At 71.4% G+C, this 23,694-nt stretch carries 23 protein-coding genes; 17 read left to right on the forward strand and 6 right to left on the reverse strand.

Annotated features, from left to right (window positions below):
• The first annotated feature begins 2 nt into the window (after positions 1–2).
• The 4 genes from MZC64_RS48175 (at position 3) to MZC64_RS31680 (ending at position 3,364) form a co-directional block, all read left to right on the forward strand.
• Complete coding sequence (locus MZC64_RS48175) at positions 3–1,379, forward strand: DUF6519 domain-containing protein (protein WP_282106176.1); 1,377 nt, start codon at positions 3–5, stop codon at positions 1,377–1,379.
• Between the two features lie 18 nt (positions 1,380–1,397).
• Positions 1,398–2,624 carry a hypothetical protein gene (locus tag MZC64_RS31670; protein WP_247760581.1) on the forward strand — a complete coding sequence of 409 codons (1,227 nt, stop codon included), beginning with the start codon at positions 1,398–1,400 and terminating at the stop codon, positions 2,622–2,624.
• Between the two features lie 75 nt (positions 2,625–2,699).
• Positions 2,700–2,954 (forward strand): type II toxin-antitoxin system Phd/YefM family antitoxin, encoded by a 255-nt coding sequence (locus tag MZC64_RS31675; RefSeq protein WP_247760580.1) that lies wholly within the window; start codon positions 2,700–2,702, stop codon positions 2,952–2,954.
• Complete coding sequence (locus MZC64_RS31680; RefSeq protein WP_247760579.1) at positions 2,951–3,364, forward strand: type II toxin-antitoxin system VapC family toxin; 414 nt, start codon at positions 2,951–2,953, stop codon at positions 3,362–3,364. The genes MZC64_RS31675 and MZC64_RS31680 overlap by 4 nt, the downstream gene beginning before the upstream one ends.
• 6 nt (positions 3,365–3,370) lie before the next feature.
• Here MZC64_RS31680 and MZC64_RS31685 read toward each other — a convergent pair whose 3' ends face one another.
• Positions 3,371–3,565, reverse strand: coding sequence for a hypothetical protein (locus tag MZC64_RS31685; protein ID WP_247760578.1), 195 nt, complete (start codon positions 3,563–3,565; stop codon positions 3,371–3,373).
• Between the two features lie 168 nt (positions 3,566–3,733).
• Here MZC64_RS31685 and MZC64_RS31690 point away from each other — a divergent pair, with 168 nt between their 5' ends.
• Positions 3,734–4,009, forward strand: coding sequence for a hypothetical protein (locus MZC64_RS31690; RefSeq protein ID WP_247760577.1), 276 nt, complete (start codon positions 3,734–3,736; stop codon positions 4,007–4,009).
• 28 nt (positions 4,010–4,037) lie between these two features.
• On the opposite strand, the gene MZC64_RS31695 is transcribed toward MZC64_RS31690, so the two are convergent.
• Positions 4,038–4,865 carry a CAP domain-containing protein gene (locus MZC64_RS31695; RefSeq protein ID WP_247760576.1) on the reverse strand — a complete coding sequence of 276 codons (828 nt, stop codon included), beginning with the start codon at positions 4,863–4,865 and terminating at the stop codon, positions 4,038–4,040.
• Between the two features lie 57 nt (positions 4,866–4,922).
• On the opposite strand from MZC64_RS31695, the gene MZC64_RS31700 reads away from it, so the two are divergent.
• The 7 genes from MZC64_RS31700 to MZC64_RS31730 all read left to right on the forward strand — a co-directional run bounded on the left by MZC64_RS31700 (position 4,923) and on the right by MZC64_RS31730 (position 12,736).
• Complete coding sequence (locus tag MZC64_RS31700) at positions 4,923–5,210, forward strand: acylphosphatase (protein ID WP_247760575.1); 288 nt, start codon at positions 4,923–4,925, stop codon at positions 5,208–5,210.
• A gap of 40 nt (positions 5,211–5,250) precedes the next feature.
• Positions 5,251–5,685, forward strand: coding sequence for a helix-turn-helix domain-containing protein (locus MZC64_RS31705; RefSeq protein ID WP_247760574.1), 435 nt, complete (start codon positions 5,251–5,253; stop codon positions 5,683–5,685).
• A 99-nt stretch (positions 5,686–5,784) separates the two neighbouring features.
• Positions 5,785–9,453 (forward strand): chromosome segregation protein SMC, encoded by a 3,669-nt coding sequence (gene smc, locus MZC64_RS31710; protein ID WP_247760573.1) that lies wholly within the window; start codon positions 5,785–5,787, stop codon positions 9,451–9,453.
• A gap of 54 nt (positions 9,454–9,507) precedes the next feature.
• Positions 9,508–10,173, forward strand: coding sequence for a hypothetical protein (locus MZC64_RS31715; RefSeq protein WP_247760572.1), 666 nt, complete (start codon positions 9,508–9,510; stop codon positions 10,171–10,173).
• Between the two features lie 48 nt (positions 10,174–10,221).
• On the forward strand, positions 10,222–11,778 hold the full coding sequence (locus MZC64_RS31720; protein WP_247760571.1) for an NAD(P)/FAD-dependent oxidoreductase: 1,557 nt from the start codon (positions 10,222–10,224) through the stop codon (positions 11,776–11,778).
• 96 nt (positions 11,779–11,874) lie between these two features.
• On the forward strand, positions 11,875–12,234 hold the full coding sequence (locus MZC64_RS31725) for a hypothetical protein (RefSeq protein WP_247760570.1): 360 nt from the start codon (positions 11,875–11,877) through the stop codon (positions 12,232–12,234).
• A gap of 82 nt (positions 12,235–12,316) precedes the next feature.
• Positions 12,317–12,736 (forward strand): hypothetical protein, encoded by a 420-nt coding sequence (locus tag MZC64_RS31730; RefSeq protein WP_247760569.1) that lies wholly within the window; start codon positions 12,317–12,319, stop codon positions 12,734–12,736.
• A 70-nt stretch (positions 12,737–12,806) separates the two neighbouring features.
• Here the strand turns inward: MZC64_RS31730 and MZC64_RS31735 are convergent, their stop codons facing one another.
• From MZC64_RS31735 to MZC64_RS31745, 3 genes are all read right to left on the reverse strand, one after another.
• Positions 12,807–14,327 carry a sodium:solute symporter gene (locus MZC64_RS31735; RefSeq protein ID WP_247760568.1) on the reverse strand — a complete coding sequence of 507 codons (1,521 nt, stop codon included), beginning with the start codon at positions 14,325–14,327 and terminating at the stop codon, positions 12,807–12,809.
• Between the two features lie 15 nt (positions 14,328–14,342).
• Positions 14,343–15,533 carry an anhydro-N-acetylmuramic acid kinase gene (locus tag MZC64_RS31740; RefSeq protein ID WP_247760906.1) on the reverse strand — a complete coding sequence of 397 codons (1,191 nt, stop codon included), beginning with the start codon at positions 15,531–15,533 and terminating at the stop codon, positions 14,343–14,345.
• A gap of 119 nt (positions 15,534–15,652) precedes the next feature.
• The gene (locus MZC64_RS31745) at positions 15,653–16,381 is read right to left on the reverse strand and encodes a hypothetical protein (RefSeq protein WP_247760567.1); all 729 of its coding nucleotides are present in this window, start codon (positions 16,379–16,381) and stop codon (positions 15,653–15,655) included.
• Positions 16,382–16,439: 58 nt separating this feature from the next.
• On the opposite strand from MZC64_RS31745, the gene ftsY reads away from it, so the two are divergent.
• Positions 16,440–17,756, forward strand: coding sequence for a signal recognition particle-docking protein FtsY (gene ftsY, locus MZC64_RS31750; protein WP_247760566.1), 1,317 nt, complete (start codon positions 16,440–16,442; stop codon positions 17,754–17,756).
• Here the strand turns inward: ftsY and MZC64_RS31755 are convergent.
• Positions 17,749–18,789: a Gfo/Idh/MocA family protein gene (locus MZC64_RS31755; RefSeq protein ID WP_247760565.1), complete on the reverse strand. Its 1,041-nt coding sequence runs from the start codon at positions 18,787–18,789 to the stop codon at positions 17,749–17,751. The two genes, ftsY and MZC64_RS31755, sit on opposite strands and share 8 nt — an antisense overlap.
• Before the next feature lie 59 nt (positions 18,790–18,848).
• Here MZC64_RS31755 and MZC64_RS31760 point away from each other — a divergent pair, with 59 nt between their 5' ends.
• From MZC64_RS31760 to MZC64_RS31775, 4 genes are all read left to right on the forward strand, one after another.
• Positions 18,849–19,478, forward strand: coding sequence for a TetR/AcrR family transcriptional regulator (locus MZC64_RS31760; RefSeq protein WP_247760564.1), 630 nt, complete (start codon positions 18,849–18,851; stop codon positions 19,476–19,478).
• 63 nt (positions 19,479–19,541) lie between these two features.
• Positions 19,542–20,879, forward strand: coding sequence for an ammonium transporter (locus MZC64_RS31765; protein ID WP_247760563.1), 1,338 nt, complete (start codon positions 19,542–19,544; stop codon positions 20,877–20,879).
• A complete protein-coding gene (locus tag MZC64_RS31770) occupies positions 20,876–21,214 on the forward strand; it encodes a P-II family nitrogen regulator (RefSeq protein ID WP_185009070.1) in 339 nt (112 codons plus the stop codon). The genes MZC64_RS31765 and MZC64_RS31770 overlap by 4 nt, the downstream gene beginning before the upstream one ends.
• A gap of 96 nt (positions 21,215–21,310) precedes the next feature.
• Positions 21,311–23,692: a [protein-PII] uridylyltransferase gene (locus tag MZC64_RS31775; RefSeq protein WP_247760562.1), complete on the forward strand. Its 2,382-nt coding sequence runs from the start codon at positions 21,311–21,313 to the stop codon at positions 23,690–23,692.
• Positions 23,693–23,694 lie beyond the last annotated feature (2 nt).

Below are 23,694 nucleotides of genomic sequence, written 5' to 3' on the forward strand. Positions count from 1 at the left end.
ACATGCACGGCGACTTCTCCCGGCTGACCTTCCGGCCGGACAAGCGGTTCTCCGCGGTGCTCGCCCAGCAGGGCCGGGTGCAGCTGGACGCCGAGGCCAACGAACAGGTGCTGATCAACCAGCACCGGCAGCGCACCGCGATCGGCGACGTCATCGGCCGCTTCGGCGGTCCGCGCGGCGCCAACGGCTTCAAGCTCACCTACCTGCCCAAGGACAAGGCCCCGGCCAGCCTGGTCATCGGCGGCGGCCGGTACTACGTGGACGGCATCCTGGTCGAGGCCACCCGCCCACCACGCGGCGTCCCGGTCCTCGACGACCCGGAAACCGACCCCGCACCCGCGCCGCCGGCCGAGTGGACCTACTGGGACCAGCCGGACGCCCACCGCGACCAGGAGCGCCCCGACGAGGCCCACCACCTGCCCGCCGAATTCCCTTTCCTCGCTTACCTTCTGGTGACCGAGCACCTGGTCACCGCCATCCAGGACCCGGAGATCCGGGAGACCGCGCTCGGCCCGGCGCTGCCGGACACCAGCGCGCGCACCAAGGTCAGCTGGCAGGTGCTGCCGCTGACCGCCAAGGACGGCCTGCAGATCCCGGACCGCCCCACCCCGGAGAACCTGATGGCCGCCTTCGACGGCTGGGTCGAACGCGGCCGCGCCACCGGCAGACTGGCCGCCCGCGCCGAACGTCCGTCCCGCACCGAGGACGACCCCTGTCTGTCCGCCCCCGACGCCCGGTTCCGTGGTCTGGAGAACCAGCTCTACCGGGTGGAGATCCACGCGGGCGGCAAGCAGCCCACCTTCAAGTGGTCGCGGGAGAACGGTTCAGTCGCCCTGCCGGTGTCCACAGTGGACAAAACCTGGGTGACCCTGGCCGAGGGCGCCAGGGACCTCAAGCTCGGCCTGTCCATTGGCGACTGGGTGGAGCTGGCCGACGACGCCTCGGTGGCCCGCGGCGAGATCGGCCCACTGGCCCAGATCCGCGACATCGACACCGAGGCGCTGCGGATCGAACTGTCCACCGAGTCCGCCACCGGTGTCGGCAGGCCGGGCCGGCACGCGTTCCTGCGTCGCTGGGACCAGCGTGGCGACGCCCGCCCGGTGGAGGAGGGCAAGTGGCTGGACCTGGAGGACGGCGTGCAGGTCTGGTTCGCCGCCGGTGGGAAGTACCGCGGCGGCGACTACTGGCTGATCCCGGCGCGCACCCTCAGCGGCGAGGTGGAATGGCCGCGCAACGAGCGCGGTGAGCCGTTGCTGCGCCCGCAGCTCGGCATCGTCCGGCACTACGCCCCACTGGCCTGGATCCCGGCCGCCGGCCAGCTCACCGACCTGCGCCTGACCTTCGGCCCGATCGCCCAGCACGTGGTCAGCGAGCTGTAGCAACTAGTGTCGGTCGGTATGACCGCCGACCTCACGGTGCCCGCCACGGTCGCGCTGCTCCGGCAGCTCGGCCACACCGACGACTACGCCATCTGGTCGGAGACGCACGGTCTGCCGCTACGGCAGCTCGACACCGGCTGGCAGGTCACCGAAACCGGCTCGGGGTGGCTGCTGTACCGCTCCGAACGCGGCGAGCGGGTCACCCCGTACCGGTGCTTCAACCTGGAGTCGCAGCTGTGCGCCGAGCTGCTGGCCGGCGTGCTCGGCCGCACCACCCCGCCGCCGCGGCCCGCCACCGAGGCCGCCTTCGACACCCTGCTGGCCCGCTGGCGGCACACCCCGTGGCGGCTGCGCCCGGCCACCCGCGGCCAGCTCGCCGAGGCGCTGGCCCAGCTCGGCGTGCCCGCGAGCGCGTACTCGCTGTACGGCGGCGCGTTCGAGGGTCGCCTGTGCCTGGAACAGCGGATCCAGGGCTGGCGGGTGCACCGGGTCCGCTCCGGCCGCACCGAACCGATCACCGGCTGGACCGCCGAACCCGCCGCCTGCGCCGAGTTCTGGCGCCGCCTGGTCGACGAGGACCTGCCCACCCTGCTCGGCGCCGACCCCCAGCCGCTCCCGGCCGCCGCCGAACCCGAGTCACCCCCGGACGACCTGAGCCTGCCCGAAGCCCTGGCCATCGAGGCGCGCAACGGCTGGACCAAGCCCATCGGCATCGAGTCCCCGACCCACGGCGTGCACCGCCCAGGCCCCGGCTTCGACGACGTGGCCCACCTGCACGAACTACCCAACGGTCACTGGGAACTCCGCTACACCGAACGCGGCCAGACCAGCGTCCAGGCCAGTTACCAGCGCGAAGGCGACGCCGCCGCCGACCTGATCGCCCCGTACCTCTCGACCCCCGGCATCGCCTCCCCGGACCGTCACGCCGACCGCTTCGCCCCCACCCGCTACGAACAACTCCTGCACCATTGGCGCCAACTTCCCTGGCACACCAACCCGACCACGCCCCAGGACCTGGCGATCGCGTTGCGGGACCACGGTTTCCCGTACGACAGCTACACGCTGGGCGGCGGCCGGGGCTCGGACACGCTGCGGATCGCGGAGCGGCTGGATTCGTGGCGGGTCTACCAGGTGCGGGCGGGGCGGGTGCACGGCGAGACCCGGCACGCCACGTCGGCGGAGGCGCACGCGGCGTTCTGGCAGCGCGCGGTGGACCGCCTGCTCCCGGAACTAATCGCCCGATAGTGCGGGCGGCGGCGGTGGTGTGCCACGCAGGCAAACATTACGAATAGAGCTATGCGCCAAGCAGAGCAGATCCCGATGTCCGAGTTGGTCCAACACGTTGCCAGCGTGCTGGCGCGCGTCGAGCGCGGCGAAACGGTGGAGATCACCAACCAGGACAAGCCCATCGCCCGGATCGTGCCGATCGAGGACTCGTGGTTCGACCGCATGGTGGCCGAGGGAAAGATCATCCCGGCAACCAGGTCAGGGCCAATCCGGATGCCGACGATCCCTGGCAATGGAAGTTCTGCTTCCGAAGCGCTGATCGCCATGCGAGAAGAGGAACGCTGGTGATCTATCTCGACAGTTCGGCGGTTGTCAAGCTGGTCTTGGCTGAGCCAGAGTCCAAGCACCTGCACGGCTGGCTTGCGGCTCGCGCCAGGCAACGGCTTTTCTGCTCAGTGCTCACGGAGATCGAGGTGCCGAGAGCGGTGCGGCGTTACCAGCCACGCGGGCTCGCGGCGGTCACCGGTGTGCTCGCATCGCTGAACAGGGTTGAGATCCACCCGGATGTGCGGACGACCGCGGCGGCCTACCTGGAATCCGACCTGCGATCTTGGGATGCGATCCACCTGGCCTTGGCTGTTTCGCTGATCTCCGGTGGCGAGAAGTTGACCGCGTTCATCACCTACGACAAGTGGCTGGCCAAAGCGGCGGCTGCCAGCGGCCTGCCGGTGGTCGCGCCGGGCACGGACCTCGGCTGACCCGGCTCACGACCGCTTGGCCAGCTCCGCCCGCACGCAATCCGGGATCTGCCCCGTGTGATCGATCGGCGTCCACCCCTCCGACCGGATCCACTGCGACCCGCACCCCCGGCAAGCCAGCACCGGCAACCCGTCGATCTCCGCCCGCGTCTCCTGCCACGCGCACAGCGACCGGCACGGGTGGATGGCGAGCTTGCTCACCCGCCGGTGGGTGGCCGGGAGCCGCTGGTGGTGGTCGCGGTGGTGCTCGGCACCGTCGACTGGCTGGTGGTGGTGGTTGTCGTCGTGGTCGTGGTGGTGGTCGTCGTGGGGTGGGGCGGCGGCTCGCCGTTGCTCGTCGTCGGCTGACCGGGGTCGGAGCTGCCGGTCGTGGTCGACTTGCTGGTGCCCGAGGTGCTGGTGCTGGTCTTCGAGGTGCTACTGCTGCTGGAGGACGGGGTGGTCGACACCGTCTCGGTGACCGTGACGGTGGTCCCGTTGGACACCGTCGTGCGCAGCACCACGTTGTCCAGCCGCGCGTTGTTCGGCGTCAGCGGGCCCGGCTTGGTGGTGGCGCTCAGGGCCGCGATGCCGGCGAAAGCGGTGGCGGTGGCCAGGGCGACCGCGGCCAGGGCCGCGCCGCGGGGCACGTCGGAGCGGCGGTGACCCGGCTCCGGCGGTGGGGTGGACATGGTCATCTGCCGAACACCTGCACCCAGTGCGGGCCCCTGGTCTCATGACCGACGCCGATTGCGACGAACGAACAGTTCAGGATGTTCGCCCGGTGACCTGCTGAACCCATCCACGACTCCATGACCTTCTCGGCAGAACGTTGCCCCTTGGCGATGTTCTCACCGCCTGGCGCTGGGTAACCAGCCGATCGCGCTCTGTCAACGAAGGACGTGCCCTCTGGTGCGGTGTGCGAGAAGTAGCCGCGGCTGGCCATATCGGCCGCGTGCCGCTGGGCCGCTGTAACCAACCGCTCGTCCACTCGGAGGCTACGGCAGCCCGCCCTGGCCCGCTCCTGGTTCACCAACTGCGCCACCCGCATCGCGGGCGAGGCGGCCGGGTTCTCCGCCGGCGGCGGAGTGGTAGTGGTCGTGGGCGGCGGCTTGGCCACCGTCTGGCTGGTGGGCGGCGGCGGTGCGCCGGTGGTGCTCGACGGCGGGGGCTGCTCGCTCGAACTCGGCGGCGCCTCGGCACTGCTGCTCGGGGCCTGGCTGCTGGAGGCGGCCGTGCTGGTGCCACTGCTCGGGTTCACCGCGCTGGTCGGGGCGGCCAGGATGCCGTCGCCGCTCCACTGCGGGAGCGCGCCGTCCCTGTTCTGCTGGCCGGTCACCTCATCCCGCGCCGCCTCGGCGCTGGCGATGAGGTCCATCCCGGTCAGCGCCTGGAAGGCCGTGGGCGCGATCAGGGTCAGGCCGCAGGCGCCGGCGGCGCCCACCATCATCGCGACGAGACCGAGCACACCAGGGTTGCGTTCCTTGCGCCGGGTGGTCACGGCGAGGAAACGTACCACCATCGAGTTAACCCGGTTGGTCCTGCATGGCCGATTTCTGTTGTCCGGCACGATGAACCCGTGGCGAACACGGCAGAAGTGGTGCGACTCACGGCCTGGGTGCACGGCCAGGTGCAGGGGGTGGGTTTCCGCTGGTCCACCAGGGCAAAGGCATTGCAGCTCGGCTTGGTCGGCTGGGCCCGCAACGCGGTGGACGGCCGGGTCGAGGTGGTGGTGGAAGGAAACCGCCAGCTCTGCGAAGAACTACTGACCTTCCTCCACTCGGGCGATACCCCTGGTCAGGTGACCACCGTGGTGGAGCAATGGGCGGCCGCGAAGGGTGGTCTCGCCGGGTTCCGCGAGCGCTGAGCCCACGCCTGACACACGAAAGATCAAGTAAGGTCAAGCCATGGCGGGTAGGCCCAGTTTCACCGGTGTGGTCGGTTCGGTAGCGCGTGCACTCGACGAACTCGGCGACCTCCGCGTTCTGCTCATCCTCGAACAACTCTTCGCCGGCACCAGCGAGCCGGTCGAGCTACGCCGCGGCCTGGGCATGAAGGCCGAGGACTTCGACCCGCTGCTGGCCTACACCGTCGAACACGGCTTCGTCCGCCGCCGCCCGCGCCCCGAAGCCGGCGCCATCGTCTGGGAGTACGTGGCCACCGAGAAGGCCGAACCCCTGCGCGAGGTGCTCTCCGCGCTGGACCGCTGCGGCCTGGCCTGGCCCGCTTTGGGTGACATCCGACTGCCCCGGAACTCCCGCCGCGGCGGCTCCCGGGCCAAGCCGGACGCCCCGGAAGACGAGGTCAGCCGGGTCGTGCCGTTTCCTCGGCCCAAGCGCTAGACCCCGGCACACCCGGCCCGGCTCCGACGTCCGAACGGTGGACGTGGGTACCCTCTCCCGGATACCCCGACCGGTGAGCGCGGGAAGGAGCGGGCGCACGTGCACCTCAAGAGCCTGACGCTGAAGGGCTTCAAGTCTTTCGCCTCGGCCACCACGCTGCGCTTCGAGCCGGGCATCACCTGCGTTGTCGGCCCGAACGGCTCCGGCAAGTCCAACGTGCTGGACGCGCTGGCCTGGGTGATGGGGGAGCAAGGGGCGAAAGCCCTGCGTGGCGGCAAGATGGAGGACGTCATCTTCGCCGGCACCTCCGGGCGGCCGCCGCTGGGCCGGGCCGAGGTGACCCTGACCATCGACAACTCCGACGGCGCGCTGCCGATCGAGTACACCGAGGTCAGCATCACCCGCCGGATGTTCCGCGAGGGCTCCAGCGAGTACGAGATCAACGGCAGCCAGTGCCGCCTGCTCGACATCCAGGAACTGCTGTCGGACTCCGGCATCGGCCGGGAGATGCACGTCATCGTCGGGCAGGGCATGCTCGGCCAGATCCTGCAGTCCCGCCCCGAGGAGCGCCGCGCGTTCATCGAGGAAGCCGCCGGGGTGCTCAAGCACCGCAAGCGCAAAGAGAAGGCCATTCGCAAGCTCGACGCGATGCAGGCCAACCTCACCCGGCTCACCGACCTCACCGCCGAACTGCGCCGCCAGCTCAAACCACTGGGCAAACAGGCCGAGATCGCGCGCAAAGCCCAAACCGTGCAGGCCGACCTGCGCGATGCCCGGCTGCGGCTCTACGCCGACGAACTGGTCACCCAGCGCACCGACCTGGCCAGGGAAGAGGCCGACGAGGCCACCGCGCGCCGGCGGCGGGCCGAGGTCGAGCAGATGCTCCAGGTCGCCCAGGCCGAACAGGGTGAGCTGGAGGAGCGCCTCGCGATCGAGGCGCCGATGCTGGCCAATGCCCAGGAGACCTGGTACCGGCTGTCCGCGCTGGAGGAACGGCTGCGCGGCACGGTCCGGCTGGCCGCCGAACGCGCCCGGCACCTCTCCGCCCCGGTGGAGGCCAACCGCGGCGGCCGCGACCCGGACGACCTGGAACGCGAGGCCGAGGAGGTCGCGCTGCAGGAGGCCGAACTCCAGGAAGCCGCCGAGATGGCCACCGAGGCGCTCACCGTCGCCCAGGCCACCCGCACCGAATTCGAGCAGGCGCTGAAGAACGCCGAACGCGCGCACCTGGCCGCGATCCGGGCCATCGCCGACCGCCGCGAGGGCCTGGCCCGGCTGGCCGGCCAGGTCGAGGCGCTGCGCAGCAAGACCGGGGCCACCGCCGAGGAGATCGAACGGCTCTCCGTGGCCCTGGCCGAATCCCGCGAACGCGCCGAGCTGGCCCAGATCGAGGTCGAGGAGGCCAAGGCCGCCAGCGGGATCGAGGAGGACGACGACACCGGCATCGGCGAACGCCAGCAATCCACCCAGGCCGCGCACAAGCAGGCCCGCGCCCGGGTGGACGAACTGGTCGCCGCCGAACGCAAGGCCGAACGCGAGATCGCCTCCTGGAAGGCCCGCGTTGACGCGCTCTCCCTCGGCCTGACCCGCAAGGACGGCGCGGGCGCGCTGCTCGCCGCCGGCTCCCGGCTGCCCGGACTGCTCGGCTCGGTGGCCGCGCTGATGACCGTGGAACCCGGCGCCGAGGTGGCCATGGCCGCCGCGCTCGGGCCGGTCGCCGACGCGGTCGCGCTCACCGGCACCAGCGACGCCCTCACCGCACTCGAACTGCTCAAGACCTCCGACTCCGGCCGGGCCGGTCTGCTCGTCGGCGCCAACCAGGTCATGCCCGACCGCGCTGGCTGGCCGCAGCTGCCGCCCGGCGCGCGCTGGGCCGCCGACCTGGTGCACGTGCCGCAACAGCTGCGCCCCGCGCTCTTCCGCGCCCTGGACCGGATGGCCGTGGTCGAGGACCTGGCCGCGGCCGGCGCGCTGGTCGCCGCGCACCCCGAGGTCCGCGCGGTCACCACCGGCGGCGATGTGCTCGGCGCGGACTGGGCTGTCGGCGGCTCCGGCCGCAGCCAGAGCGTGATCGAGGTCCAGGCCGCCGTGGACGAGGCCCGCGACCAGCTCGCCGAGGCCGAACACCGCCTGGAAGCCGCCGGTGCCGCGCTGGAAGGCGCCCGTGCCGAGGAACGCGCCCGCCGGGACGAGGTCGGCCTGGCCCAGGAAGCCGTCAACGACGCCAGAGTGGCGCGCGCCCGCAGCTCCGAACGGCTGGCCCGGCTCGGCCAGGCCGCCCGCTCCGCACTCGCCGAGGCCGAACGCCTCGAAGGCCAGCGCAGCAAGGTGGAGAACTCCCGCGAGGAGAACCTCACCCGGCTCACCGAGCTGGAAGAACGGCTCCTGGAAGTCGAAGGCGAGCAGGAAACCGACGACGAGCCGGACACCAGCGCCCGGGACGACATCGCCGCCAGCCTGGCCAGTGCCCGGCAGGAGGAGATGGAGGCGCGGCTGGTCCAGCGCACCTCCGAGGAACGCGCCCGCGCCCTGATCGGCCGGGCCGACTCGCTGCGCCGCGCCGCCCGCGCCGAACGCGAGGCCAGGGAACGCGCCGAACGCGCCCGCGCCGCCCGCACCCGCGGCGCCACCGTGGCCAACGCGGTCGTCTCCGCCGGCGAGACCGCGCTGACCCGCATCGCGCTGTCGCTGGCCCGCGCCGCCGCCGAACGCGACGCCGCCCAGGTGCGCAAGGCCGAACACGAGGGCCTGCTCGGCAAGGTGCGCAACCGGGTCCGCGAACTCGGCACCGAGCTGGAGAAGCTCACCGACGCGGTGCACCGGGACGAGGTGCTGCGCGCCGAGCAGCGGCTGCGCATCGAACAGCTGGAAACCAAGATCGCCGACGACTTCGGCATCGGCCTGGACGACCTGGTCAGCGAGTACGGCCCGATGGCCTTCATCCCGCCCACCGCGCTGGAGATCAGCGAGTACGAGGCGGCCAAGGAACGCGGCGAGGAGGTCAGCGCGCCGCAGCCGATGCCGTATGACCGGCCCACCCAGGAACGCCGGGCCAAGCGCGCCGAACGCGACCTCGCCCTGCTCGGCAAGGTCAACCCGCTCGCGCTGGAGGAGTTCGCCGCGCTGGAGGAGCGCTACAAGTTCCTCTCCACCCAGCTGGAGGACCTCAAGTCGGCCCGGCGCGACCTGTTCAACACGATCAAGGAAGTCGACGAGCGGATCCTGGCCCTGTTCGCCGACGCCTACGAGGACGTGGCCAGGGAGTTCGTCCAGGTCTTCCAGACGCTCTTCCCCGGCGGCGAGGGCAAACTGCTGCTCACCAACCCGGAGGACCTGCTCACCACGGGCGTCGAGGTCGAGGCCCGGCCGCCCGGCAAGAAGGTCAAGCGGCTGTCCCTGCTCTCCGGCGGCGAGAAGTCGCTGACCGCGGTGGCCATGCTGGTGGCGATCTTCCGCGCCCGGCCCTCGCCGTTCTACATCATGGACGAGGTCGAGGCCGCCCTGGACGACACCAACCTGCGCAGGCTGATCACGCTCTTCGCCCAGCTGCGGGAGAAGTCGCAGCTCATCGTGATCACCCACCAGAAGCCGACCATGGAGATCGCGGACGCGCTCTACGGGGTCAGCATGCGCGGCGACGGCATCAGCCAGGTCATCTCGCAGCGGATGCGCGGGGTGGACACCGCGGCGCCCGCGGCCGAGCACCAGCACGTGCCCAAAAACGATCCGGAAAACGCGCCTGAGCCGGAACCGGTTCCGGCCCCCTGACCCTCTAAGGTCACGCGCATCCGGAACCGCACCCACTCGGGGGAGAGCACTCTCGTGAACCAGCCCTACGGCCAGCAGCCCTATCAGCCGGGCCAGCAGCCCTTCCCCGGGCAGCAGCCTGGCCAGCCATTTCCTGGCCAGCAGCAGTACCCGGGTCAGCCTCAGCCTGGTTACCCGGGCCAGCAGCAGCCGTACCCCGGCCCGCAGCCGACCCAGCCGTACCAGGCCCCGCCCAGCGGCGGCTTCCCGGCGCAGCAGCCCCCGCCCGGCGCCTACCCCGGCGGTCCCGGTGGCCCCGGGGGTTACCCGGGTCAGCAGCCGCAGCAGCAGTTCCCGCCGACCCAGCCCGGCCACGGCAGGCTGGTGCTGGACACCTCGTTCCTGCCGCTGGCCTTCATCCTCAACTGGTTCAAGCCCACGCTGACCATCAACGGCAGGCCCGGCCCGATCGAATGGGGCCAGACCCCGATCGACCTGCCGCCCGGCCAGTACCACGTGAAGGTGCACTTCCACTACATCTTCATGGACGCCGGTCCGGCCGAGGCGATGATCCCGATCGCCGAGGGCCAGAACGTGCCGGTGTTCTACCGCGCGCCCGCGTTCATGTTCGCCGGTGGCGCGATCGGCCCGGTGCCGCAGCCCACCCCCGCGCTGGTGCCGATGATCGCCATCATGGCCGTGATCTTCCTGCTCGCGCTGCTCCCGCTGCTGCTGATCTGATCCATCGCCGCTATCGCTGAGCCCGCCCGCTCGGCCACGATCGCTGTCATGAACGGACACAGCGAGGTGATCGTGGTCGGCGGCGGGCACAACGGACTGGTCGCGGCGGTGCTGCTGGCCAGAGCCGGGCGCTCGGTCCGCTTGCTGGAACGGGCCGGGCACCTCGGCGGCGCCTCCATCGGCAAGCAGGTCTTCCCAGGTCAGCCCGCGCGGCTGTCCCAGTACTCCTACCTGGTCAGCCTGCTGCCGGACGCGCTGGCCGCCGAACTGCGGCTGCCGCTGGAACTGCGCTCCCGCGCGGTGTCCTCCTACACCCCGGTCCATCGCGGCGGCCGCGATCTCGGGCTGCTGGTCGAACGCGAACCCGGCCCCGCCACCGAAGCCTCCTTCGCCGAGGTCACCGGCTCCGGCGCGGCCTGGACCGCCTGGCAGCGCTTCTACCGCCGCGTCGACGCCTTCGCCAAGGCGGTCGGCCCGGCCCTGGATGGCCCGCTGTCCCGGCGTGCCGAGGTGCGGGACCGGGTGACCGCGCTGGCCGGCGCGGACACCTGGGACGACCTGGTCGAACGGCCACTCTCCGAGGTCCTGGAACGCGAGTTCGCCGACGACCTGATCCGCGGCGTGGTCGCCACCGACGGCCTGATCGGCATCGACAGCTCGCTGTCCGACCCCGGCCTGGCGCAGAACCGCTGCTTCCTCTACCACGTGGCCGGCAACAGCTCGGGGGAGTGGCGGGTCCCGGTCGGCGGCATGGGCGCGCTGGCCGGCGCCCTCACCGCCGCCGCCCAGGCCGCCGGCGTCGAGATCCACACCGGCACCCCGGTGCAGGCGGTGCGGGAGAACGGAAACCGGGTCGAGGTGTCCACAGTGGACGGCCGCGAATTCAGTGCCGACCACGTGCTCGCCGCGGTCGCCCCCGCCGTGCTCGACCGCCTGCTCGGCCGCCCGGCCACCGACCCCGAGGGCAGTCAGCTCAAGGTGAACCTGTTGCTGCGCAGGCTGCCCCGGCTGCGCAGCGGCGCCGACCCACGCCAGGCCTTCGCCGGGACCCTGCACCTCGGCGAGTCCTACACCGAGCTGGAAGCCGCCCATGCCCTTGTCGCACAAGGGAAACTGCCCGACCCGCTGCCGTGCGAGGTCTACTGCCACTCGCTGACCGACCCGTCCATCCTCGGCCCGCTCGCCGCCGAGGGCTACCACACGCTCACCCTGTTCGGCCTGCACGCGCCCGCCCGCCTGTTCCGCGAGCACAACCGCCGCGCGGAAGCCACCGCCGCCGCGCTGGCCGCCCTCCAGCAGCACCTGGCCGAACCCCTGTCCGAGGTGCTCGCCACCGACGCCGACGGCAATCCCTGCGTGCAGGCAGCCACCCCCGTTGATCTGGAACGGGACCTCGGCATGCCCGGCGGGCACATCTTCCACGGCGACCTGAGCTGGCCCTGGCTGGCCGATGACGAACCCGCCGAGACCCCGGCCCAGCGCTGGGGCGTGGCAATGCCCGGCCTGCGCCGGGTGCTGCTGGCCGGGGCGGGCAGCAGACGCGGCGGCGGGGTCAGCGGCCTGGGCGGGCAGGCCGCGGCCCGCGCCGTTACCGAATCCGGCTGAGTTTCAGAACACAGCAGGTCAGGCCGGGTCCTGTGGCACACTGTCGCCGGTTCATGTAGCCCGATTGGGCTAGTGGATGTATCGGAGACACTGGGGATGACCGCACCACGGACCGGCCTGCCCGGCTGGGCGAAGAAACTCATCGGCTACGGGATCTTCGTCGCGATCGCGGCCGGATTCGGTATCTACAGCAGCTACACCAACGCCAAGGACGCCGCCGTCGGCGAATGCCTGCAGGGCAAGTCCGGCAACGCCGACTCCTACAAGCGCGCCGACTGCACGAAGCCGGAGGCGAGTTTCAAGGTCGCCGGCATCGTCGAGGACCAGAGCGAGTTCACCGTCCAACTCGGCCTGACCAACGTCTGCGAACCCTTCCCGACCGCGAAGTCGGTCTACTGGGAGGGCAAAAAGGGCGGCAAAGGCCGCGTCCTGTGTCTCGAGCCGGTAACACATTAACGTTCGATTTGTGCGGTAGGTGACACCATGTCACCATTGCGCGTCGCCCATGTGGGCGAACTTCAACAAGGAGACACTGGGGATGACGAACCCACAGGCCAACGCCCCGCAGGACCAGCCGATTCAGCCGGCCGGCGAGCAGCCCGCCGCGCCGAAAAAGAAGAAGAGCGTGCTGCCGAAGGTCCTCGGCATCCTGCTCGTGGTCCTGGTCGCTGGTGGCTTCGCGGTCTACCGCTACATGAACTCCGCGCAGAGCGCCAAGGTCGGCGAGTGCATCGCGGCCAAGGTCGAGGGCGAGAAGGTCAGCTCGGCCAACAAGGTCGACTGCGCCGGCGCGGACGCGCAGTACAAGGTCGTCGGCAAGTACGAGGACAAGAAGGAAGCCGACTTCAAGATCGAGCTGTGCGACCCGCACGCGGACACCACGGACGCGATCTGGGTTCCGGAAGGCCGCAGCGGTTCCACCGGCACCGTGCTCTGCCTCACCGCGAACAAGAAGTGATCGTGAACGCGCAGTAACGCCTGCCTGAAAAGGCCCCGGTTTCCGTCCTGGAAACCGGGGCCTTTTCGCGTCAGGCGGCCTTCGCCTCGCTGGCCGGTTCCTCGACCGGCGGCGGGCTACCGCGATGCCGCAGCGACAACAACCCGCCCACGATCAAAGTGATCGCCACGCCCAGCGGCGGATACCAGGGAAACGCCAGCCCCTTCGTCCCGCTGAGCACCGGCGGCAGGATGATCGCGGTCATCGTCGCCACCGTCACCAGGAAAGCGATGATCGCGTCGGACTGCCGGGCCCGTTTCACGATCAACCCGAGCAGGAACGCGCCGAGCAATGCGCCATAGGTGTAACCGGTGATCGACAAGCCCTGTTCGACCAGGGTGTTGCCGCGCGAGGTGAACTGCGCGAACAACCCGGCGAACACGATCAGCAGCCCGGCCCAGATCACCGTCCAGATCCGGCCCTGCTTGAGCAGTTCGGTATCCGACAGCGGCCGCCGGACCACCCGCTGGTAGATGTCGGTGACCGTGGAGGAGGCCAGCGCGCCCAGCGAGGAACTCAGCGCCGCGGCCAGGATGCCCGCGATCACGAAGCCGGACAGGCCGCTGGGCAACTCGGTGACGATGAAGTTGGCGAACAGCTCGTCGTTGTTGTTCAGGCCCAGGTCCTGCACTGGTTTGGCCGCGTTGTAGAAGGCCCACAGCATCACGCCGATGAACAGGAACAGCGCGAACTGCACGAAGACCACCACACCGCTGGCGATCAGCGCCTTCTGGCTCGCCTTCACGTCCCTGGTGGCCATCAGCCGCTGCACGATGAGCTGGTCCGCGCCGTGCGAGGCCATGGACAGCACCGCGCCGCCCACCACCGCGGTCAGCAACGCGTACGGGCTGTACCGCGGATCCGAGGTGAGGTCGAGGACCTGGAACTTGTTGGCGTCCAAGGCCTTGCCCAGCCAGTCGCCGGGCAGCCGGTCGGCCAGCACCCAGATCACCACGGCCGCGCCGAGCAGGTACCAGACCATCTGGATCGCATCGACCCAGACCACCGCCCGCACGCCGCCGAAGAAGCTGTAGACCACCATCGCGATGCCCAGGACGAACACGATCGTCCAGTAGTTCGCCTCCACGCCGTAGGCGGCCAGCACCACCTTGACCGGGATCGCGGTGGCGAACAACCGCAGCCCGTCGGCCAGCAGCCGGGTGAACAGGAAGGTCACCGAGGCGGTGGTGCGCAACCCGTCGCCGAACCGCTTGCCCAGGAAGGCGTAGGCGGTGACCAGGTCACCGGCCACGTACTTGGGCAGCAGCACGAAGGAGACCACGATCCGGCCCAGCAGGTAGCCGATGGCCAGCGATAGGAAGGTCATCCCGCCCGCGCCGGGGGTGGCCAGGTAGGCCACCGTCGGCACGCTGAGCACGGTCAGTGTTGAGGTCTCCGCGGAGACCACCGACAGGCAGACCACCCACCACGAGATCTTGCCCTCGCCGACGAAGTAGTCGCTGGCCGATTTCTGCCTGCCGCCGATCCAGATGCCCAGCAGCGGCATGCCCACCAGGAACACCGCGATGATGGCCAGGTCGAGACTGCGCACGTCCCACCTCCTGCTCTAACCGCCGGTTCGCACCGGCTCCCCAGTGATGTGCCCCCGGTCAGCCCCCGTGGCCACGCAGCGCAGCGCGACCGGTGGTCGCGGCCATGGTGCGGGCAGTCGCAACGCGGTGCGGCCCGGGGTGATGCTGCCCAGCGGGCGCGGGCCGACCGCCCCTGTGGTCGCCGGCAGGTTTCCGGGCTGACCGCAGAAGGTGAGCAGGCCGAGCAACGCCGCAAGGTAGCCCTCCTTGCCGTCGGCAGGCAGTCCCTCGGCCGCGCTGGTGACCAGCTCGGCCGGGGCGAGATGCCTGCTCAGGGCGGCCATCAGCGTGGCGTTGTGCACCCCGCCTCCGGAAGCCACCACCCGGGTGGCCTCTTGCCGGTCACACTCCTGGGCGACCGTGCGGGCGGTCAGCTCCACCAAAGTGGCCAGCAGATCCGGGCCCGAGGGCGGCGTGGACAGGCGGTTCAGGGCGGCGTTCAGGTACTCGGCGGTGAAATATTCCTTGCCGGTGGACTTCGGCGGCGCCAGCTCGTAGTAGGGATCGGCCAGCAGGGCTGACAACAGGTCCGGGTGAGGGGAGCCGATGGCGGCGAGCCGGCCCCCCTCATCGCGCTCCCGACGTTCCGGTAGCAGCCGGGCGGCCGAATCCAGCAGCGCGTTACCCGGACCTGTGTCGTAGGCCAGCGGCGGCAGACCGCCACCGACCACGCTGATGTTGGCGATGCCACCGAGGTTGAGCGCGGCCGTGCGCGCCCGCCCGTGGCCCAGCCAGAGCTGGTCGAACAGCCCGACCAGCGGCGCCCCGTGCCCGCCAGCGGCCACATCCCTGGCCCGCAGGTCGGCCACCACCGGCAGTCCGGTGGCCTCGGCGATCCAGGCGGGCTGGCCCAGCTGCAGGGTGCCCTCGCAGCGGCCGTCCTCCACCCAGTGGTAGATCGTCTGCCCGAGCGAGCCGATCAGATCGGCCTTGCCGGCGCAGAGTTCGGTGAGCCCGCGCAGCGCGGCCACCCCGAAGGCCCGGCCGACCAGCGTGTCCAGCCGGCACAGCTGCCGGGCCGAACAGTCCGCCGGGGGCAGCGCGGCCAGCAGTTCGGCGCGCAGCTCGTCGGGATAGGGCACGTCCAGGCAGCCCAGCGGCCGCAGTTCGAGCCAGCCGTCGGCGGCCAGGCGGAACTCGGCCGCGGCCACGTCGATGCCGTCCATCGACGTGCCGGACAGCAGCCCGAGCACCCGCCAAGATTTCACAAGATGGGTCTATTGCATGGCGGAAGTTTACGCAAGTGTCCGCCGAAGTTGACGGCGAAGTTGATAGCGAGTCGAGATCAGCCCTTCAGCGCGGCCACCAGTTCCTTGCCCTTGGGGCCCAGGTTGTCCCGGCACTGGTCCATTTCCGGGCCGTGGCTGGCCCCGCCGGGCAGGCCCGGACCGAACTGGTTCATCGTCACCAGCACGTTGCCGTCGCTGAACCGCCCGTAGCAGCCGTCACCGCCGGTGGACTTGGGAAACAGCGTGTTCTCGCCCTCCACCCGGTCCTCCGCCGAACGGTCGATGCTCAGCCAGTACTGGGCGCCGTCCTTGGTCCCGTTGTGCTGGGGCTGGCCGTCGCTGACGAACAGCACGATGTCCGCGCTCACCGTCGCCTCCGGTTCCCTGGTGCGCCAGGAGCACTTGACCCGCACGGTCTGCAGATCGCCGTCACCGCGGGCGGCCTGGGTGTCCTTCTTCTTCTCCGCGGCCTTGGGCATCAGGTCCGGGAACAGGGTCAGCTTGGCGTTGAGCGCGGCGCACTCCGGCAGGTCGGTGTACTTGTCCGCCGGGCCCGGCTCGGCCGCGGCGCTGCTGCCGGGGGAGTCGGCCGGGTCGCCGGAGTTCAGGTAGACGACCACGCCGATCCCGGCGACCAGCAGCACGGCGAGCCCGACCACGAGCGCGAGCACCGGTCCGTTGTTCTTCTTCGGCGGTTGCGGATAGCCGTAGCCGTAGCCGGGCGGCGGGTACTGCGGTTGCTGGTGGGGCTGGTGCTGGTGTGGGCCGGGCTGCATGGTCGACATCCTCGCCCACACCTGCCTCCGGCGAGGGTCGAACCGCCCATGATGCGAGGATGGGGGCGTGTCCACCGAAGTAATGATCTGGATCGCCGTAGCCGTCGCCGCGGTGCTGCTCGTCGCGCTCGTCACCGGGATCGTGCTGGCCCGGCGCCGCCGGGTGAGCATTGCCGAGCAGGCCAAGCCCGAGGTTCCGGCCCGGTCGACCTACCAGGCGGACAGCAAGATCAGTTTCGCCCCCGGCACGGACACCGCGACCGCGCCGACCGTCGAACCCGGACACCCGGTCGTCGAGCGCACCGAGGTCGACGGGCAGCCAGGCGTGGGCGATGACGCCGCGGTGCCCAGGGACACCCCGCGCCGGGACATCGTGGACGTGCCGCTGCCGCCCGCGGCCGAGGCGCCTGCCCCGATCGAGCCGGTCGTGGTCGCCGAGACCCGCCCGGCGCCGGAGGAGATCGCGCCCACCGCGGGCCGCCTGGAGCGGCTGCGCGGACGGCTGGTCAAGTCCCGCTCCGCGTTCGGCCAGGGCCTGCTCGGACTGCTCGGCGCGGGCGATCTGGACGAGGACTCCTGGACCGAGGTCGAGGACACCCTGCTGCTGGCCGACCTGGGCGCGGCCACCACCGCGGAGATCATCGACCGGCTGCGCAAGGAGATCGTCACCCGCGGCGTGCGCACCCCGGAGGCCGCCCGCGCGGTGCTGCGCGAGGTGCTGGTGGACGCGCTCAAGCCGGAGATGGACCGCTCGGTGCGCGCACTGCCGCACGACGGCCGCCCGGCGGTGCTGCTGATCACCGGCGTCAACGGCACCGGCAAGACCACCACCACCGGCAAACTGGCCAGGGTGCTGGTCGGCGATGGCCGCACGGTGATCCTGGGCGCGGCCGACACCTTCCGCGCCGCCGCCGCCGAACAGCTGGCCACCTGGGCCGAGCGCGCGGGCGCGGAGATCGTGCGTGGCAAGGAAGGCGCCGACCCGGCCAGCGTGGCCTTCGACGCGGTCAAGCGCGGCGTGGAAGCGGGCGTGGACGCGGTCCTGGTGGACACCGCCGGCCGCCTGCACACCAAGACCGGCCTGATGGACGAGCTGGGCAAGGTCAAGCGGGTGGTGGAGAAGCAGGCCAAGGTGGACGAGGTGCTGCTCGTGCTGGACGCCACCACCGGCCAGAACGGCCTCACCCAGGCCAGGGTGTTCTCCGATGTGGTCGAGGTGACCGGCATCGTGCTGACCAAGCTGGACGGCACCGCCAAGGGCGGCATCGTCTTCCAGGTCCAGCGTGAACTGGGCGTCCCGGTCAAGCTGGTCGGCCTGGGCGAGGGTCCGGACGACCTGGCCCCGTTCGCCCCCGGCGCCTTCGTGGACGCTCTCCTTACCTGACCAGGAGTTCGTGCAGTTCCAGGGCGTCCCGGAAGTCCGGGACCACCCTGGACCCGGTGCGCAGGTCCACCGCCAGCTGCCGGTAGAGCGCGGCCACGTTGACCGCGGGCACCGGCAGCTCCGAACCCGGCAGCGGCACCGGCTCGCCCTGGGCGTCCAGCAGTTCCAGCCGCCCGATCTGCGGCTGGATCGCCAGCAACTGGCGCTCTGGCGCGGAGACCAGCGTCAGCGTGCCCTCGGTCCCGGCGATCTCCAGGCGCACCCGGGGCCGGAGCTGTTCGTTGTCGTGCACCAGCACGGTGGCCAGCGCCCCGCCGTCCAGTTCGGCCACCGCGGCCAGGTGGTCCGGGGTGTTCGCCTCGATCCGCTCCCCGGTCTCGGCGATCACCTGCTCCCGCACCTGCAGCGTGGCGCGGCTGCTGATCGAGCGGATCGGCCCGGCCAGGTGCCGCAGCAGGTCCACCGCGTGCCCGCCGAGCACCTCCACCAGCCCGGCGCCGTTGGCCCGGTCGAAGGTGTAGGCCATCCAGGCCGGGACCCCGCCCGCACCGCCCCTGGCCCGCGCGCTGAGCAGGGTGGCCGTCCGGATCCGCCCGATCTTGCCTTCGTCGATCAGCTTCCTGGCCGCGACCGCCGCCGGGCTGAACCGGCCCTGCAGGCCGATCACCGCGCGCACCCCGGCAGCCTCGGCGGCCTGGGCGAGTTCCTTGGCCTCCGCGGCGTCGCGGCCCAGCGGCCACTCGCAGTAGACGTGCTTGCCCGCCGCCAGCGCGGCCAGCACCAGTTCCCGGTGCGCGGGCACCTTCACCGTGACCACCACCAGGTCCACCTCGGGATGACCGGCCAGCTCCTCGGCGTTGGTGAAGGCGTGCGCCGCGCCGAACCGCCGCTGCGCCTCCCTGGCGCTCTCCGCCCGGCTGGTGCCCACCGCGACCAGCCGGTACTGCTCCGGCAACGCGGCCAGCGCGGGCAGGTGCGCCATGGCCGCCCAGCCCCGGTCCGGGCTCGCGCCCAGGATGCCCACTCCGATCATCGGGTCCTCCTCATAAACGGGTCACGGTGACCCGTTTAGCTCGACCCTAGACTGCCTGCATGTCCGCCGTCGAGCAGCTGCTCTCCACCGGCGCCGCGCGCGCCGACGCCCGGCGCAACGTGGCCCGGCTGGTGGCCGCCGCCCGCGCCGCCCTGGACGAGCAGGGCCTGGGCGTGACCACCAGGGAGATCGCGCACCGGGCCGGGGTCGGCCTGGGCACCGTGCACCGCCGGGTCCCCTCGGTGGAAAAACTGATCGGCGCGATCCTGATCGACACCATCGACTCGCTGGCCGGACTGGTCGCCGAGGCCGCAAGGGAACCCGATCCGTGGCTGGCCTTCGCCGGCTTCGCCGAGTCCTACGTGCAACTGCGCGCGGCCAGCTGCGGCCTGCACGCCGCGCTCGCCGGCGACGGCGACCTCAATCTCAGCGGCCCGCTGGACCGGCTGCGCGAGGAGGTGACCGCCCTGATCCAGCGGACCCAGGACGCGGGCGCGATCCGCGCCGACCTGGACCCGCACGACGTGTTCTTCGTGCTGGCCACCGCCATCCCGGCCGAACGCACCATGGGCCTGCTCGCCCGTCCGGACCAGTGGCGGCGCAATCTGGGTGTCCTGTTGGACGGTCTGCGCAACGCAGCCGTAACAACACCGTCGGCACAGTTCACGCCGGTGAAACCTCCGGCGTAACCGGACGAAACACCGGATCTCGATCCTTCCGTGCAACGTGGCAGGCACGGGAGGACTACGAGAATGAATCAAGGCGACACCGCCTGGGTGCTGATCAGCGCCGCTCTGGTGCTGCTCATGACGCCGGGACTTGCGTTCTTCTACGGCGGCATGGTGCGCGCGAAGAGCGTGCTCAACATGCTCATGATGAGCATCGGCAGCATGGCCGTGGTCGGCGTGCTGTGGGTGCTCTTCGGCTACTCCTTCACCTTCGGCAAGGACGTGGCGGGCGGCTGGCTGGCCGATCCCACCGAGTTCTTCGGCCTGGACGGCCTGCTGAGTCCGGAGTCGCTGTCCGGCACCATTCCCACTACGGCGTTCGTCGCCTTCCAGGCCATGTTCGCGATCATCACCGTGGCGCTGATCTCCGGCGCCGTGGCCGACCGCGCCCGGTTCGGGCCGTGGCTGCTGTTCACCGCGCTCTGGGTGACGGTGGTCTACTTCCCGGTCGCGCACTGGGTCTTCGACTTCGACGGCAAGGACGCGGACGGCAACGTCATCGACCCCGGTGGCTGGATCGCCAACCAGCTGGCCGCGATCGACTTCGCCGGCGGCACCGCGGTGCACATCAACGCGGGCGCCGCGGCACTGGCCCTGGTGCTGGTGCTGGGCAAGCGGCGCGGCTGGCCCAAGGAGCCGATGAAGCCGCACAACCTGCCGCTGGTGGTGCTCGGCGCTGGTCTGCTGTGGTTCGGCTGGTTCGGCTTCAACGCGGGCTCCGCGCTGGCGGCCAACACCACCGCCGCGGTCACCTTCGTCAACACCCTGGTCGCCACCGCGGCCGCCACCCTGGGCTGGCTGCTGGTCGAGCGCATCCGGGACGGCAAGCCCACCACCCTGGGCGCGGCCTCGGGCATCGTGGCCGGTCTGGTCGCCATCACCCCGGCCTGTTCCGCGGTCACCCCGCTGGGCGCGATCGCGGTCGGCGCCATCGCCGGTGTGCTCTGCGCCCTGGCGGTCAGCCTCAAGTACAAGCTGGGCTACGACGACTCGCTCGACGTGGTCGGCGTGCACCTGGTCGGCGGCATGGCCGGCACCCTGCTGATCGGTCTGTTCGCCTCCGAGTCGGCCCCGGCCAAGGTCAACGGCCTGTTCTACGGCGGCGGCTTCGACCAGCTGGGCAAGCAGGCGGTCGGCGCGTTCGCGGTGCTGGCCTACTCCTTCGTGCTCTCCTTGCTCATCGCCTTCCTGGTCAAGGTCACCGTCGGCTTCCGGGTCGATCCGGAGGCCGAGGTCGAGGGCATCGACGAGGCCGAACACGCGGAGAGCGCCTACGAGTTCGCCACCTTCGGTGGCCGCGGCGGCGCCTTCAAGTCGGCGGGGACCTCCACCACCGCGAGTCTTGAGGAGAGCAAGGCATGAAGCTGGTAACCGCGATCGTCAAGCCGTTCACCATCGACGACGTGAAGGCCGCGCTCGAGCAGCTCGGGGTGCTCGGCATGACCGTCAGCGAGGTCCAGGGCTACGGCAGGCAGAAGGGGCACACCGAGGTCTACCGCGGCGCCGAGTACGCCGTGGACTTCGTGCCCAAGGTCCGCATCGAGGTGCTCATCGACGACACCGGGGTGGACAAGGTGGTCGACGCGATCGTCGAATCCGCCCGCACCGGCAAGATCGGCGACGGCAAGGTCTGGGTCACCCCGGTGGACACCGTGGTGCGGGTGCGCACCGGGGAACGCGGCACCGACGCGATCTGAGCAGTTCCAGAGGTAGATAGGGCCGGATGTGGCGGTTCCGTTGGCGCCCAACGGGACCGCCACATCCGGCGTCTTGCGAGCAAGGCGGGACACAGCATGAGCGCAGGGGTCAGCGAATCGGTCGGGCCAACCGCGGCGGACCTGGTGCGAGCACGGCAGTTGCTGCTGGCGCCCGCGCCCGGCCACCGGAAACTGGCCGCGGAGCCACTACGCGCCGCGCTGGTCGACCTGCACGACTTCTGGCTGGCCGCCCATGCCGGCATGGCGGGCATCGGCGGCGCGGGCAGCGGCACCGCACTCATCGCCGTCGGCGCGCTCGGCCGCCGGGAACTGGCCCCACACTCGGATCTGGACCTGGTTCTTGTCCACAATGGACGGACCGAGGTCGGCGCGCTGGCCGACCGGCTCTGGTACCCGCTGTGGAACTCCGGGGTCGGCCTGGACCACTCGGTGCGCACGCTCGCCGAGGCGGAGAAGGTGGCCGCCACCGACCTGCGTGCCGCGCTGGGCCTGCTGGAGGTGCGGCACCTGGTCGGCGACCAGGCACTGTCCGAACGACTCGCCGCCGGCGCCCGGCAGAGCTGGCGGGCCGGCATCCGGACCCGGTTCGAGGACCTGGTCGAGGCCGCCGAACACCGCTGGCAGCGCTCCGGCGAGGTCGCGCACCGGGTCGAACCCGACCTGAAGAACGGCAAGGGCGGCCTGCGCGATCTCAACCTGCTCGACGCGCTGGCCGCCACCCAGCTGGTGGACCGGCCCGGCCCCGAGGTCCGCGCCGCCCGCACGCTGCTGCTGGACGTGCGCACCGAACTGCACCGCGGCGTCGGCAAGGCCCGCGACGTCATCCGGGCCGAGGACGGCGACGAGATCGCCATGGCGCTCGGCGTCGGCGACCGCTTCGAGCTGGCCCGGCTGCTCTCCGCCACCGGCCGCACCGTGGCCTACGCGGTCGACGTGGCCCTGCGCACCGCGCGCAACGCGTTGCCGCGCAAGGGTTTCGCCGCACTCAGCAGTCGCGCCCCGTGGAACCGCGGCCCGGCCCGGCGGCCACTGGACGACGGCGTGGTGCTGCACGGCGGCGAGGTCGCGCTGGCCCGCGACGCGGTGCCCGCCCGCGATCCCGGCCTGCTGTTGCGGGTGGCCGCCTCGGCCGCGCGCACCGGCAGCCCGATCGCGGCCGGCACCCTGGCCCGGCTGGCCGACTCCGCGCCCGAACTGCGCAGGCCCTGGCCCAGCGCGGCCCGCCAGGAACTGCTTGCCCTGCTCGGCTGCGGCCGCGGGCTGATCGACGTGGTCGAGGCGCTGGACCGGACCGACCTGTGGGGACGGCTGTTCCCGGAGTGGGGCGCCGTCCGCGACCTGCCGCCACGCGATGCCGCGCACACCTGGACGGTGGACCGGCACCTGGTGCACGCGGTGGCCAACGCGGCCCGGCTGGCCACCACCGTCTCCCGCCCCGACCTGCTGCTGCTGGCCACCCTGCTGCACGACATCGGCAAGGGCCGCGACGGCGACCACTCCGAGGTCGGCGCCGCACTGGCCACCCAGGTCTGCGAACGCCTCGGCCTGTGGCCCTCGGATGTGACCATCGTGGCCAGGGTGGTCCGGCACCACCTGCTGCTGCCGCACACCGCCACCCGCCGCGATGTGGAGGACCCGGCCACCGTGCACCGGGTGGTGGACACCCTCGACGGCGATCCGGTGGCCCTGGAACTGCTGCACGCGCTGGCCGAGGCCGACTCACTGGCCACCGGCCCCGGCGTGTGGACGGAGTGGAAGGCCGCCCTGATCGCCGACCTGGTCCACCGCTGCCGCGCCGCCATGGCGGGGGAGACCCTGGAAGGCCCCGGCCCGCTCGACCCGGAACAGCAGGCCCTGGCCGAAGCCGCGGTCGCTTCCGGCAAACCGCACGTGGTGATCACCCCGAACGGCCAGACCGCCACCGTCACCGTGCTCGCCCCGGACCGGATCGGCCTGCTCTCCCTGGCCAGCGGTGTGCTCGCGCTCAACTCCCTGGAAGTGCACGCGGCCGAGGTCAGCGCGCACGCCGGCGCCGGGGTGGAGACCTTCACCGTGTCCCCGCGCTTCGGCACCCTGCCCGACGCCGCGCTGCTGCGCGAACAACTGGTCAAGGTGGTCGAGGGCACCCTCTCGCTGACCGACCGGCTGGCCGCCAAGGAACGCGACTACGGCGGCCCGCCCGAGCAGATCGCCCCACCCAAGGTGCTCTGGTTCGACGACGAGGCCAGCGGCGCGGTGGTGCTGGAACTACGCGCCACCGACCGGATCGGCCTGCTGCACCGGATCGCGGCCGCCCTGGAGAGCTGCAAGGTCGACGTGCGCTGGGCCAGGGTGGCCACCCTGGGCGGCACCGTCGTCGACTCCTTCAGCCTCACCACCGCGGACAACGGCCTGTGCGAACCCGGCAGCCCGGCCCGCCGCAAGATCGAGAAAGCCGTGCTGGCCGCCGCCCGCTGACC

The sequence above is a fragment of the Crossiella sp. S99.2 genome (assembly GCF_023094165.1).
Classification (GTDB): Bacteria; Actinomycetota; Actinomycetes; order Mycobacteriales; family Pseudonocardiaceae; genus Crossiella.

Coding starts and splice junctions, on each gene's coding strand:
- MZC64_RS48175 (WP_282106176.1), top strand. CDS start 3: ATGCACGGCGACTTCTCCCGGCTGACCTTCCGGCCGGACAAGCGGTTC.
- MZC64_RS31670 (WP_247760581.1), top strand. CDS start 1,398: ATGACCGCCGACCTCACGGTGCCCGCCACGGTCGCGCTGCTCCGGCAG.
- MZC64_RS31675 (WP_247760580.1), top strand. CDS start 2,700: ATGTCCGAGTTGGTCCAACACGTTGCCAGCGTGCTGGCGCGCGTCGAG.
- MZC64_RS31695 (WP_247760576.1), bottom strand. CDS start 4,865: ATGGTGGTACGTTTCCTCGCCGTGACCACCCGGCGCAAGGAACGCAAC.
- MZC64_RS31705 (WP_247760574.1), top strand. CDS start 5,251: ATGGCGGGTAGGCCCAGTTTCACCGGTGTGGTCGGTTCGGTAGCGCGT.
- MZC64_RS31720 (WP_247760571.1), top strand. CDS start 10,222: ATGAACGGACACAGCGAGGTGATCGTGGTCGGCGGCGGGCACAACGGA.
- MZC64_RS31725 (WP_247760570.1), top strand. CDS start 11,875: ATGACCGCACCACGGACCGGCCTGCCCGGCTGGGCGAAGAAACTCATC.
- MZC64_RS31730 (WP_247760569.1), top strand. CDS start 12,317: ATGACGAACCCACAGGCCAACGCCCCGCAGGACCAGCCGATTCAGCCG.
- MZC64_RS31740 (WP_247760906.1), bottom strand. CDS start 15,533: ATGGACGGCATCGACGTGGCCGCGGCCGAGTTCCGCCTGGCCGCCGAC.
- MZC64_RS31745 (WP_247760567.1), bottom strand. CDS start 16,381: ATGTCGACCATGCAGCCCGGCCCACACCAGCACCAGCCCCACCAGCAA.
- MZC64_RS31755 (WP_247760565.1), bottom strand. CDS start 18,789: ATGATCGGAGTGGGCATCCTGGGCGCGAGCCCGGACCGGGGCTGGGCG.
- MZC64_RS31760 (WP_247760564.1), top strand. CDS start 18,849: ATGTCCGCCGTCGAGCAGCTGCTCTCCACCGGCGCCGCGCGCGCCGAC.
- MZC64_RS31765 (WP_247760563.1), top strand. CDS start 19,542: ATGAATCAAGGCGACACCGCCTGGGTGCTGATCAGCGCCGCTCTGGTG.
- MZC64_RS31770 (WP_185009070.1), top strand. CDS start 20,876: ATGAAGCTGGTAACCGCGATCGTCAAGCCGTTCACCATCGACGACGTG.
- MZC64_RS31775 (WP_247760562.1), top strand. CDS start 21,311: ATGAGCGCAGGGGTCAGCGAATCGGTCGGGCCAACCGCGGCGGACCTG.